Genomic DNA, 12,613 nt, shown 5'->3' with positions numbered 1-12,613 from the left:
GTATGAACGAAACGGTACAGGGAATCGTCATACAGAGCATCGGCGGCTTCTATTATGTAGAAGCCGCCGATGCGGTATATGAATGCCGGGCCAGAGGGATTTTCCGCAAGCAGGGACTCGCGCCGGTGGCCGGGGATCGGGTGCGGATCTCCCGGCAGGGCGGGGAGAAGGGAACCCTGGAGGAGGTGCTGGAACGGCGCAACGTCCTGGTGCGTCCGCCGGTGGCCAATCTGGATTACCTCGTGCTGGTGGCCTCCATCGCCGATCCATCGCCGAGCACCCTTATTCTGGATAAAATGATCGCTATCGCGGAAAAGAAGGGGATCGAGCCTCTGGTGGTCATCAACAAGGCCGACTTGGAGGATACGTCCTGGCTGGAGGATATTTATGGAACGACGGGGCTGCCCTGCTTCACGGTATCGGCAAGCGGCGGGGAAGGGGTAGAGCCGCTGCGGCAGCGGCTTCTCGGCCATATCAGCGCGTTCACCGGCAATTCAGGGGTGGGAAAATCCAGCCTGCTCAACGCCATCGATCCGCGTCTGACGCTGGAGACCGGAGAAATCAGCAAAAAGCTGGGCCGGGGGCGGCACACCACCCGGACCGCCACCCTGTTCCGCCTGGAGGGCGGCGGCTATATCGTGGATACGCCCGGCTTCTCCTCCCTGGACATGGAGCGGGCGGAACGGATATCCAAGGAGGAGCTGCCGAATTGCTTCCGGGAATTTGCGCCGTATAGGGGCGGGTGCCGGTTCACCTCCTGCGCCCATGTCAAGGAGCCGGGCTGCGCCGTGCGGCAGGCGGTGGAGGAAGGCAAAATCGCGGCTTCCCGGTATGAAAGCTACCGGACGATGTATGAAGAGGTCAAGGATAAAAAGGATTGGGAGTTCAAAGGGAACGCCGAATAGACAGACGGTCGGTCCACCAATGAGGCCGTGGGGTTCTAAACGGCGTTACGGAAGTCAGGAGAGAGAAAGCACATGAGCCGCTGTGTCATATTGTCCGCCGGGCCGGTGGAGGATCCGGAGGCCTTGCGCCCGCTGCTGCGCGATGACGACTGGTTTATCGCGGCGGACGGCGGGATGCGGTTGGCCGAAAGATTAGGGGTAACCCCCGGGCTGATTGTGGCGGATTTCGATTCCGGCGAGGCGCCGCGGGAAACGCGGGCGGAGGTGCTCCGTCTGCCGGCCGAAAAGGACTGGACGGACACCATGGCGGCCGCTATGGCGGGGCTGGAGCGGGGATTCCGGGAATTCCTGCTGCTGGGCTGCACGGGGGGGCGGCTGGATCACACCATAGCCAATCTGGCGGTGATGCTGTATATCCATCGCCAGGGAGGTACGCCGATGATGGCGGATGAGCGCAACCGGGTTTTCCTGTATGCGCCGTCGTCCTTTACTATCCCCCCGCAGAAGGGATGGAAGCTGTCGCTCTTCCCGTATGGCGGTGAGGTGCGGGGCGTCACGCTGAGGGATGTCCGGTATCTGCTGACCGACGCGACGCTGACGACCGACAATCCCGTGGGGGTCAGCAATGAATTTTTGGATTGTCCGGCGCGAATTTCCTTCCAGGAAGGCATTTTATTGCTTCTTTTTTCAAAAGATTGACGTTTTTACAGCAGAAAAGTCTGCACCCTTTTCCGCGTGTCGAATATGCTGATAGTAGACACGGGAAACGCCGTGATTACGAAAGCGGATGGGGGATGACTTCGGTGAAACGCAAATGCAGTACAGGTTTGTTTTGTGCGGCCTTCGGCGTCGGTTTGCTGGCTGCCACGATATGCCCGCCCCAGCTGATGCTTGTTGTAGTCGCGGCGGCGCTCGTGGTTGTTGGTTGTTCCAAAGCCCGAAATTGACGCTAAATGGAGGAGTATGAGTATGCAAATCGTCATTGTAAAGAGCCCCAAACTGTTCAGCGGGATCCTGCGCAAGCTGTTCGGCATTAAAAAGGAAAGCTACATAGACTGAAGACGGCGGGAATCGCCGGAGAGGACATGGCCATGCGGCCATGTCCTTTTCTTTTGGAGAAATCTTTGTTTGAGACGGTGCATACTTCTTGGACAGGTAGAATATATTGAGAGTGAACATATGCGTATGCAGCTGTGAGTGCGGCGTGGCATCCGCAGCACAAAGGAGAGGTGTATTCATGGACTTTAAGGTGATGAACAAGGCCATTTCCACCAATGAAACCTTGTTCGATGACTTTGACGAACGTCCGGTGGACTGTGACTTTGTCCTGCCGGACTATTGTCCGGACATTGCAGCGGTGCTGAAATGTACCCTCAAGCCGGTCATTCAGTCAAAGCAGCTCAGCGGGGATCGGATGCTGGTGGACGGGCAGGCAAACATCCGGGTCATGTATCTGGATGAAGCGCGTAAGTGTGTGCGCTGCTGCGAATTCAGCCAGCCCTTCACCAGTACATTTGCCGTCAAAAGCATGGGGCTGAATCCCTGTGTGCGGGCCACGGCCAAAACAGATTATGTCAACTGCCGGGCCACCAGCCCCCGCAGGCTGGACGTCCACGGCGCGTTCACGGTCAAGCTGAAAATCACGGCGGAGGGCGGCCGGGAGGTCGTCTGTGACGCCACGGGAGGCGGCCTGTACACCCGCAATCAGCCGGTGTCCTATTCCGTGCCCGCGGCCAGTGCCGAGAAGACCTTTACCATCAGTGAGGTACTGGATTTGGGAAGCGGAAAACCGCCGGCGGAAGCACTCATCCGCGGAGAAGCCGTCCCCTGCCTGACCGACTGCAAGCTGTTGGCCAACAAGGCCATCATCAAGGGCGACATTCTGCTGAAAAATCTGTATGCCAGCGATGTGTCGGCCGGGACGATGGAACAAGTGCGCCATGAAATCCCCTTCAGCCAAATCATCGATGTGGACGGCTTGAGCGATGACTGGCAGTGCCAGGTTTTCCTGGATGTGGTATCCAGCGACGTCCATATCAGCGTCAACCAAAACGGCGAGAGCTGTCTGCTGGCCGTGAGCATTAAGCTGACGGCCCAGCTCCAGTGCTACCGCACGGGTTCCTCCGAGGTAGTCATTGACGCGTATTCCGCCCGGTGCCCTCTCAAGCTGGAAACCGGCCGCTTGGAGACCCAGCATCTAATGCATGTGCGGCGGGAGACCAACGTGGTCAAGGAAGCCTTCGAGCTGCCGCCGGACGGCGTGTCGGATATCGTGGACGTCTGGTGCGAGGCGTCACCGGTTGGCCAGCGGTGCGAGGACGGAAAGGCCTTCGTGGACGGACGGCTGCTGATTTCCATGCTGGCCCGGGATCCCGGCGGGGCGGTCGCCTACTACGAGCGGCCGGCGGATTTTACTCTGGATTATGACGAGCGGTGCGACAGCATGACAGCGGATATGGCCGTCACCCAGGTGGAATACGCCATTGTCGGCGGCAAGGTCGAGCTGCGGCTGGAGCTGGAAGTGGTGCGCTGCTGCTACGCGGGAAACACCTGTCAGGCGGTTACGGCCATTACGGCGGAGGATAACGCCGAGTTTCCGCCCGAAAGAGCCGCGCTGAAGATTTACTTCGCGGGCGGCGGCGAATCCATTTGGGAAATCGCTAAGAACTGCCACACCTCCATGAATGCCGTGATGGAGGAGAACAACCTGTCCAGCGAAATATTACCGGAGGACACCATGCTGCTGGTGCCGCTTTGTTAAGGGGGAGTGACCGTATGGAAGGCCAGAGCATTTACGATACCATTGCCAAACGGACGGACGGCGACATCTATATCGGTGTGGTGGGACCGGTCCGGACCGGAAAGTCCACGTTTATCAAGCGCTTTATGGACACCCTGGTGATACCCAATATCGACAGTGCCTATCGGCGGGAGCGGGCCAACGACGAGCTGCCCCAGTCTTCGGCGGGGCGGACCATCATGACCACCGAGCCTAAGTTCATCCCGGAGCAGGCGGTCAGCATTTCGGTGGACGGCACGGCCAATTTGAACGTCCGTCTCATCGACTGCGTGGGTTACATTGTTCCTTCGGCGCTGGGATACATCGAGAACAACCAGCCCCGCATGGTCAAGACGCCATGGTTTGAGGAGGAGGTCCCCTTCAACATGGCGGCGGAAATAGGCACCCAGAAGGTCATCAACGAGCATTCCACCATCGGCCTGGTGATTACCACCGATGGAAGCATTACCGAGATTCCCCGGGAGGAATACCGAGAGGCCGAGGAACGGGTGGTCGGGGAGCTCAAGCAGATCCACAAGCCCTTCGTGGTGCTGATGAACACCATGAACCCCACCTCCACCGCCGTGATGCAGATGTGCGCGGATTTGGAGAAAAGCTACGGCGTACCGGTTTGTCCGGTCAACTGCCTGGATATGGGCGAGGCCGAAATCCGAAAAATCCTGGAGAAGGTGCTTTTTGAGTTCCCGGTGCGGGAAATTGGCGTGGAACTGCCCAAATGGCTGACCAGCCTGGATAAGAATCATCCCATCCGCAAGACGATTTTCGACTCTATCCGGGAGGCGGCCGGGCGGGTGAGGAAGGTCAGCCAGGTGGCTGGCATGGCTGGCGGCGTCGAGAACTGCGAGTATGTGGACGCGGCCAGGCTCACCGGCGTGGAGTTGGGACAGGGCTGCGCCACCATCAACGTCACCATTGATCCCGGCCTATTCTATCGCGTGCTCGGGGAGACCACTGGTCTGGATATCACCGATGAGGCGGCGCTGATGGCCACCATGATGGAACTGGCGGACGTCCAGAAAAAGTATGCGAAAATCAAGAGCGCCCTCGATCAGGTGGAGGCCACCGGGTACGGCATCGTGATGCCGGAACTGGAGGAAATGACCCTGGAGGAGCCGGAAATTATCAAGCAGAGCGGCCGGTACGGTATCCGCCTGCGGGCGGAGGCCCCCTCCATCCATATGCTCAAGGCCAACATCACCACCGAGGTTTCCCCCATTGTGGGCAGCGAGAAGCAGTCGGAAGAGCTGGTCAGCTATCTGCTGCGGGAGTTTGAGGAGAGCCCCGGAAAAATCTGGGAGTCCAACATCTTCGGCACCTCCCTGTATGGGTTGGTCAACGAGGGGCTTCATAACAAGCTGTACCGTATGCCGACGGATGCCCGCATCAAGCTCAAGGAAACGGTGGAGCGCATTATCAATGAAGGCTGCAGCGGCCTGATTTGCATCATCGTATAATTGGATAGGACATCCGGCGCGGGAGGGAGGCCTCCCGCGCCGGCGGAAGGGAATGGGATACATGCCGAATACGCCGGAAGAAAGAACGAACAGGCCGTCCCGCCGTCCGGCGGGAGAACAGAGAAACCGTGGGGGAAAGAAGCCGTCGCTGGCGGGTATGCAGGTGGTGCTGGTTCAGAGCGTTTCCTGCATAGCAGTGATTTTGCTGGTGCTGGTGATGAAGCTGGTGGGGGGCGACGCTTTTGCGCAGCTGCGTCAGCAGTTCAACGAATCCATCATGAGCAACTCCATTGTGGCGACTCTGGCGGCCTTGTTTGAATCGCCGAACAGCGAGCCCGTGCCGGGAGACAGCTCCGGCGATGCCTCCCAGCCGGACGGCGCGTCATCTTCGTCGGATACATCGGATGCGTCCGTACCGGACAGCCGGCCTGCGGAAAGCGGGGAAGGCGCGTCTTCGGCGAACGCGCCGGCCAGCAGCGAGGGCACCAAGCAGGCAGGCGCCACGCTTTCCGCGGAATCCGCTTCCTCCGGCACCGCGTCTGTTCAGACGGTTCGTTACGCGCCGGAAGGCTCTACCTTCGGCGTGGTAACGGCCAACCGTCTGGCCACGGCACCGCTGGATACCGGTACGATCACCTCCGGGTACGGCTATCGGAAAAATCCGACCAAGGAAGGGGAGGGGTTCCACAAGGGCCTCGATATCGGCGCGCCGGAGGGCACGCCGGTGCATGCGATGTATTTCGGCGTGGTTTCCGATGTGGGACAAGATCCCACTTACGGGAACTACATCAAGCTGTATCACGGTAACGGCATCGAGGTTCTGTACGCCCACTGTTCGGAGATTCTGGCCGAAAAGGAGGCGGTGATCCGGGCGGGGGAAATCGTAGCGAAGGTGGGCGCCACGGGCGACGTAACCGGCAGCCATCTGCATGTCGAGGTACGGGTGAACGGGCAGACCTATAATCCGGTCGGCCTGGTGCCGGTCAGCCTGTATGCTTAAGTTTCGGCTGTGGGGAACCGAATGGGCGTGCAGCCTGTTGTTTCCGGCTACGGTGGTGGTGCTGCTGACGCTGGACACAGGCGGTATGGCGGGATGGTGCCTGGCCGCCTCGGTGATGCACGAGGCGGGGCATTTTCTAATGCTGCTGGCCTGCGGCGGAAGACCGGCGCGGGTATCGATCGGCATTTTCGGCGTGCGGGTCGAGCAGGATGTTCACGCGCCTATCGGCTATGGGAAAAATGTGTGGGTTTCTCTTGCCGGGCCGCTGGTCAACGGCCTCTCCTGTGGGATCCTCCTGCTGCTTGGCGGAGGCTGGACAACGCCGGTCATGGTGCATGCGACCATGGCGGTGATGAATCTGCTGCCGGTGGAACCTCTGGACGGGGGACAGGCGCTGTTCTGTCTTTTGGCGCCCCACATGGAGGAGCCGAAGGCGACCCGCGCGGTTCTGGTTGTGTCGGTGGTGACCATCTTGCCTCTGGCAGCGGCGGGCTTCTACGTGCTGTTGCACAGCGGGTATAATTTTACGCTGCTGGCGGTCAGCGTCTACCTCGTATTACTGCTGCTGCTCAAGAAAAAATAGAGCCTGCCGCTTCGGACGGCAGGCTTTTTCGCCTTGTCAAGACAAGGCGGGGTATGGTATACTGCTGGCAGTATGAGGAAGGGGGGACGAGCGATGCCGCTATCTGTCTGGTTGCTGGAGGCGCCGGCCCTTCTTGACAGCGGCGAGGAGGCGGCGGTGCTGAACAAGCTGCTGCCGGGGCGGCGCGAAAGGGTGGCGGCGGGAAATCGGACGACGCGGCTGGCGGCTTATGCGCTGGAGGCGGTTCTCCTCCAGAGGTGCACAGGACTTAGAAGGGATCAGCTGTCGCTTGGGCTTTCACCCACGGGAAAGCCCTTTCTGCCAGGGTGCCCCTCCTGCCGCTATAATCTCTCGCATTCCGGAACGGCCGTGCTTCTCGGGATCAGCGACCAGGAGATCGGGGTTGATATCGAGACGATTCGAGTGCTGTCCCCGCGTGTGCTGCGCCGCTGCTTTACCCCGGCGGAAACGGAGTGGTGCGGCCAGGATGCTGCAAAGATGACGGCGCTCTGGACGCAGAAAGAGGCGTACAGCAAGTGGTCGGGCCAAGGACTGGCCCAGGTGCTGGCGGGCATCGACACGAGACAGGAGAAGACTGCCCAGTTGCTGACCACCTTCCGGGAAGGGGATTGGGCCGCGTCGGTTTGTTCCGCCGTACCATTTTGCAAAGAGCTGGTCCAGAGGATGACGTGGGACGAGCTGCGACATGCGTTATAAAACCGGGCCGCACGGCGATGGCTGTGCGGCCCAGCTGCTTTTAAGAGGTGCGTTTTCCGGACATGGTTTGCTGGACGATGCTTTCCATGACATCGCCGGTTAGGGCGCTTTCCACATAGCCGAAGATGTTGCCCTCCTTGTCGATCATGAAGGTGGTGGGAAAGGCGCGGATGCCGTATTCCGCGAACACATCCCCGCTCTCGTCCATCACTACGGGGAAAGTATATCGATTGTCCTTCAAAAACTTTTTGATGGAGGCCGTGGAGCCTTCGTTCCCCTGGTTGGGACCGGCCACGCCCAAGACGATCAGGTCTTTCTCGTTCTTGCCGTATTTCTCATAAAGAGCCTGAATTTCCGGCATTTCGCTGCGGCAGGGTCCGCACCAGGTCGCCCAGAAGTTGAGGAAAACCGTTTTCCCTTTGAAGTCGGACAGCTTATGCTGCTTGCCGTACTGATCGGTCAGGGTGAAATCTGGCGCCGGAAAAGCGGGCTCCTGAGACGCAGAGGAGGATTCCTCGGAAGTATCGGGGGCGGCGCTGACGGCGGAGGAGGCGGATTCCTGCCCGCCGCCAAACTGTGACAGATAGCTGGTGAAACCATTCATCATGCCGGTCAGGGTCATAACGCCCATCAAAATCAGCAGAACCGCGCCGATTTTAGCCGTGTATTTGACCACGTTGCGGTGCTTTTTGAAGAAATTGAGCACCGTTCCGGTGAACAGGCCCACGGCCAGAAACGGCAGGATAAACCCGATGGTATAGACGCCGATGAGCGCGAAGCCTTTGGCCATGGATCCGGAGGAGCCGGCCATCAGCAGAACGCTGCCCAGGGTGGGACCGACGCAGGGCGTCCAGGCAAAGCTGAATGTAAAGCCGAGCAGCAGCGCCGGAAGAGGGCCCATCGCCAGGCGATCCAGCCGGAAAAGAAGACGGTGCTCTTTGCCGAGAACCTTAGATTGGCCGAATACGCCGAGCTGATAGACACCGAACAGAATCATGATGATACCGCTGATGCGGGCAAACCAGATGCGGTTGTCGCTGAAGAAGCGGCCCAGGGCGTTGAAACCGAGCCCCAGTATAAAGAAGGTGAAGCTGATGCCCAGGACAAAAAACACGGTGTTGACGAGTACCCGACCCTGCCGGTAGCGGATGGTGCCGTCTTCCTCCACCGTTTTGGCGCCGCCCGCCAGATAGCTCACATACAGGGGCACGAGCGGCAGCACACAGGGGGAGAAGAAGCTGAGCAGCCCCTGAATAAACACGGTGAGAATTGGCACGCTGGTTTCGATGTTAAAACCCATAGCATCTCCTTTACATGTTGCGGTTTTATACGCAGGTGAATAAATCGTTGAGCGCCTCGCTCATGGTGGGGTGGGTATAAACGGCGTCGCGCAGGGCGGTGCAGGGAAGAGCGGCACTGTGCGCCAGTGATTTGGTGGGGATGCAGGTCACGTTGATACAGGTCCCCCATACATGGCCGCCGATTGCTCCACGAGCATGACCTATTCCAAACAGGCTTATTCGTTTGTTTCGACAGAAGTCGAAGAGCCGCCGAACAGCTGCCGCTCGACATCTTGCACGGTGATATGTTCCAAGCGCTCAAGACATTGGCTGTTTAAGTCGTCCAGGATATTGTCCACCACGCCGGAAATACCAGAAGCTATGCGGCACTTCATGTGGGGAGCGCCGCTGCGCCAACCGGTGGATACAAAACGGGCGTCCAACGCGTCGGCGATTTGCCGCAGGCTGACCGTGTCCGGCGGGAGGGGGAAGAAATAGCCGGCGTTTTCCCGCCAGCCGCGAGTCTCCACCAGACCGGCTTTCCGCAGCCTGGCCATTACCCGGCGTACCCGGACAGGGTTGGTGCAGATATTCTGTGCCAGCGTTTCGCTGTTGAGGGTTTCCGCCTTATGGTTGAGGAAAACCAGGGCGTGAACGCCGAGAATAAAATCGCTGTTCAAAAGCCGTCACCTCTTTACTTCGTGCTGTAATTATATCCATTACAGCATCCCCTGTCAAGAGAAATTTGGAAATCCGCACCAAAATTTGGTTTAACTAATAAAAAATTCTTTCATTGGAGTATATTGCTAAAAGATTGCGCTTTCCATTTTCCTATGTTATACTAAAAAAACATATATATAAGCAGAGATAGCGTATAAAAGAAGACTTTTCGCCTTAAATTGTAACAAAATGGAAGTGAGTTCCCTAGATGAGGGATAACAAATAGAGGAATGAGACCATGATTTCACGTAAAATGATACTGGTTGTGGAAGATAATGCCCTGAACCGGGCGCTGCTGTGCCAGATTCTGGCCGCCGAATACGATGTACTGGAAGCGGAAAATGGACAGGCGGCGCTCGATCTGTTAAAACAGTACGGCGAAGGGGTTTCCCTGATTCTGCTGGACATTGTTATGCCCGTAATGGACGGGTATACCTTTCTCTCCGTGGTCAAAACGGATCGTTCCTTGTCCTCCATCCCCGTTATCGTGACCACGCAGAACGACAGCGAATCCGAAGAGGTTGCCGCTTTGTCCCACGGTGCGGCGGATTTTGTGGCAAAGCCCTATAAACCCCAGATTATTCTGCATCGGGTAGCCAGCATTATCCATCTGCGGGAAACCGCCGCCATGGTTCGGCTGATTCAGTATGATCGACTGACGGGGCTGTACAGCAAGGAGTTCTTTTATCAGCGGGTCAAGGAGATTCTGCTGCATCATCCGGACAGGGAGTATGATATCATTTGTTCTGATGTGGAGAATTTCAAGCTGATTAACGATGTATTCGGTATTCCGGCGGGGGACCGGCTCCTTTGCGGCCTGGCGGACATGTATACATCTCTTGTCGGGGAGCGGGGGATCTGCGGGCGGTTCAACGCGGATCAGTTCGCCTGCCTGCTCGAACGCAGCGTCCAGTATACGGACGAGATGTTCATGGAGGCCAGCGTACGGGTGCACACCTTGTCCAGCGCAAAGAACGTTATCATGAAATGGGGAATTTATTCCATCGAGGACCGCACGATTTCGGTGGAGCAGATGTGCGATCGGGCGCTGCTGGCCGCTCGAAGCATCAAAGGGCAGTATGGCAAATATTTTGCCGCTTACGATGACCAGCTTCGCAACCAGCTGCTGCGGGAACAGGCCATTACGGATGGGATGGAGACGGCCTTGGCTAAAAGGCAGTTCGTCATTTACCTGCAGCCGAAATATCGCATCGCGGACAACCGGTTGTCCGGCGCCGAGGCGCTGGTTCGCTGGAACCATCCGGAATGGGGGTTGCAGCCGCCTTCGGAATTCATTCCTTTGTTCGAGAAAAACGGATTTATCACCCGGCTCGATCAATACATCTGGGACGGGGTCTGTTCCATTCTGCGGGAATGGGATGATAAAGGATACCCGCCGATTTCTATTTCCGTCAATGTGTCCCGGGCGGACATTTACAACGCGGATTTGGTGGACATTTTGATACATACCCTGAAAAAATATGATGTATCGCCGGAACGGCTTCATCTCGAAATTACGGAGAGTGCCTATACCGAAAATCCGAAGCAGATTATCGATACGGTCAGCCGTCTGCGCAAGGTTGGCTTTATTGTGGAAATGGATGACTTTGGAAGCGGCTACTCCTCTTTAAATATGCTCAATGAAATGCCCATCGACATCTTGAAGCTGGACATGAAATTTATGCAGAGCGAAACGGCCAAGCCGGTTAATCAGGGAGTTCTGCGCTTTATTATGGATTTGGCCCGCTGGATGAAACTGAGCGTGGTGGCCGAGGGCGTGGAAACCAAGGAACAACTGGAACGCCTGCGCGAAATCGGGTGCGATTATGTGCAGGGGTATTTTTTTGCCCGGCCCATGCCCTCCCTGGACTTTGAAAAGCTGATGAACGAACAGCGCTTATCGGTTACACCGGACGCGGCAGTCGGCCGCGCCGACCAGCACGGTTCTGCCTGATTTCGTTGGCTATCCGGCCAGCAGGCCGTGATGTGTCCATTTTGGCAGTCATGGGAGGACGAAAACCGATGAACCATCAAAACGCGGCTGAATCGACTGTGCAAGCGTTCTTCCGCTCCTGGTTTGAGCAGTGCGATGCAGAAGGAACCCTGTCTTTTTTACAGGTGCTCATCAATATTCTGAGCAACGCTATCAAATTTACAGGCGAGGGAGGAAAGGTCACCTTTTCGGCGGCCCAGCGAAAAAGAACGAAAAACGATGCGGTTATACGGTTTATCGTCAACGATACCGGTGTCGGCATGAGCGAGGAGTTCCTTCCTCACATCTTCGAGCCCTTTTCCCAGGAATCCACCGACACCACCGCTCTGTACGGCGGCACCGGTCTCGGCTTGGCCATTTCCAAAAACATCGTCGACATGATGGATGGCAGTATCGCGGTGCGTTCCATAAAGGGGATCGGCACCGCGTTCACTGTGGACGTTAAGCTGGGCATCACGGAAGAGGAAAAGCTGAGGCACAACCTGAAAAAGCGGGATTATAATTTTTCGCATATGCGGACGCTGATGGTGGACGACGACGTGGCGGTTTGCGAGAGTACGGTGGTCACGCTCAAGGAAATCGGCATCCAGGCCGAATGGGTGGACAGCGGCCGGAAAGCGATTGAGCGCGTCGGAATCCTCTGGGATAAGCATCAATATTTCGACACCATCCTGATCGATTGGAAAATGCCGGGCATGGACTGGTATGAACGCGCATCTGGCCAAGCCCATTGAGCCGGAACGACTGTATCAGACGTTATACGATTTTATTAATGGAAAGAGGCTTGAGTGATCATGCCGACATTTCGGGATGTTTTTGAAGCTTACGGCGCGGACTACGATACGACCATGGCGCGCTTCATGGGCAATGAAGCCATGTATCTTCAGCTTTTGGATATGCTGTTTCAGGACGAAAATATGCAGAAGCTGGGGGCGGCGCTGGCGAATAGAGACTATACGGCTGCGTTCGAGGCGGCTCATACGCTCAAGGGCGTTGTGGGCAATATGGGGTTGACGCCGCTGTACGAGGCGGTTTGCGTAATCGTGGAGCCGCTGCGTTCCAGAGAATGCCGCGACGATTATGCCGCTCTGTATCAAAGGGTTGAGTCCGAATTCCAAAGAGCGGAGGCACTTCGGAAGAAGCTGCGGGAAGGAGAATAGC

Annotated in this window: 14 protein-coding genes; 11 read left to right on the top strand and 3 right to left on the bottom strand. The window is 57.4% G+C overall.

Annotated elements, in window-relative coordinates; all coding sequences use genetic code 11:
* Positions 1-2: 2 nt before the first annotated feature.
* From rsgA to ACSAMM_RS05660, 8 genes are all read left to right on the top strand, one after another.
* Positions 3-905, top strand: a complete 903-nt coding sequence (gene rsgA / locus ACSAMM_RS05695; protein WP_457790368.1) for a ribosome small subunit-dependent GTPase A — start codon at positions 3-5, stop codon at positions 903-905.
* Positions 906-977: 72 nt separating this feature from the next.
* Positions 978-1,604 (top strand): thiamine diphosphokinase, encoded by a 627-nt coding sequence (locus tag ACSAMM_RS05690; protein ID WP_457790366.1) that lies wholly within the window; start codon positions 978-980, stop codon positions 1,602-1,604.
* 270 nt (positions 1,605-1,874) lie between these two features.
* Positions 1,875-1,964, top strand: a complete 90-nt coding sequence (gene spoVM / locus ACSAMM_RS05685; RefSeq protein WP_178721711.1) for a stage V sporulation protein SpoVM — start codon at positions 1,875-1,877, stop codon at positions 1,962-1,964.
* A 178-nt stretch (positions 1,965-2,142) separates the two neighbouring features.
* On the top strand, positions 2,143-3,666 hold the full coding sequence (locus ACSAMM_RS05680) for an SPOCS domain-containing protein (RefSeq protein ID WP_178721709.1): 1,524 nt from the start codon (positions 2,143-2,145) through the stop codon (positions 3,664-3,666).
* Between the two features lie 14 nt (positions 3,667-3,680).
* A complete protein-coding gene (gene spoIVA / locus ACSAMM_RS05675; RefSeq protein ID WP_178721707.1) occupies positions 3,681-5,159 on the top strand; it encodes a stage IV sporulation protein A in 1,479 nt (492 codons plus the stop codon).
* 61 nt (positions 5,160-5,220) lie between these two features.
* The gene (locus tag ACSAMM_RS05670) at positions 5,221-6,159 is read left to right on the top strand and encodes a M23 family metallopeptidase (RefSeq protein WP_457790363.1); all 939 of its coding nucleotides are present in this window, start codon (positions 5,221-5,223) and stop codon (positions 6,157-6,159) included.
* Positions 6,152-6,742, top strand: coding sequence for a site-2 protease family protein (locus tag ACSAMM_RS05665; RefSeq protein ID WP_178721703.1), 591 nt, complete (start codon positions 6,152-6,154; stop codon positions 6,740-6,742). Before ACSAMM_RS05670 ends, ACSAMM_RS05665 begins: the two co-directional genes overlap by 8 nt.
* A 93-nt stretch (positions 6,743-6,835) precedes the next feature.
* A complete protein-coding gene (locus ACSAMM_RS05660; protein WP_178721701.1) occupies positions 6,836-7,459 on the top strand; it encodes a 4'-phosphopantetheinyl transferase superfamily protein in 624 nt (207 codons plus the stop codon).
* Positions 7,460-7,499: 40 nt separating this feature from the next.
* Here the strand turns inward: ACSAMM_RS05660 and ACSAMM_RS05655 are convergent, their stop codons facing one another.
* From ACSAMM_RS05655 to ACSAMM_RS05645, 3 genes are all read right to left on the bottom strand, one after another.
* The gene (locus tag ACSAMM_RS05655) at positions 7,500-8,759 is read right to left on the bottom strand and encodes a redoxin domain-containing protein (RefSeq protein ID WP_457790362.1); all 1,260 of its coding nucleotides are present in this window, start codon (positions 8,757-8,759) and stop codon (positions 7,500-7,502) included.
* A gap of 25 nt (positions 8,760-8,784) precedes the next feature.
* Positions 8,785-8,910: a hypothetical protein gene (locus tag ACSAMM_RS05650; protein ID WP_457790360.1), complete on the bottom strand. Its 126-nt coding sequence runs from the start codon at positions 8,908-8,910 to the stop codon at positions 8,785-8,787.
* A 65-nt stretch (positions 8,911-8,975) separates the two neighbouring features.
* Positions 8,976-9,419 (bottom strand): RrF2 family transcriptional regulator, encoded by a 444-nt coding sequence (locus ACSAMM_RS05645; RefSeq protein ID WP_457790358.1) that lies wholly within the window; start codon positions 9,417-9,419, stop codon positions 8,976-8,978.
* A 278-nt stretch (positions 9,420-9,697) separates the two neighbouring features.
* Between ACSAMM_RS05645 and ACSAMM_RS05640 the strand changes: the two genes are divergently transcribed.
* The 3 genes from ACSAMM_RS05640 to ACSAMM_RS05630 all read left to right on the top strand — a co-directional run bounded on the left by ACSAMM_RS05640 (position 9,698) and on the right by ACSAMM_RS05630 (position 12,612).
* Positions 9,698-11,413 carry a putative bifunctional diguanylate cyclase/phosphodiesterase gene (locus tag ACSAMM_RS05640; protein ID WP_457790357.1) on the top strand — a complete coding sequence of 572 codons (1,716 nt, stop codon included), beginning with the start codon at positions 9,698-9,700 and terminating at the stop codon, positions 11,411-11,413.
* A gap of 68 nt (positions 11,414-11,481) precedes the next feature.
* A complete protein-coding gene (locus tag ACSAMM_RS05635) occupies positions 11,482-12,186 on the top strand; it encodes an ATP-binding response regulator (protein ID WP_457790355.1) in 705 nt (234 codons plus the stop codon).
* Positions 12,187-12,246: 60 nt separating this feature from the next.
* The gene (locus ACSAMM_RS05630; protein ID WP_178721693.1) at positions 12,247-12,612 is read left to right on the top strand and encodes an Hpt domain-containing protein; all 366 of its coding nucleotides are present in this window, start codon (positions 12,247-12,249) and stop codon (positions 12,610-12,612) included.
* Position 12,613: the final 1 nt, after the last annotated feature.

Source organism: Anaeromassilibacillus sp. SJQ-5 (genome assembly GCF_054108045.1).
This window is presented reverse-complemented; position numbering and strand designations above follow the sequence as displayed.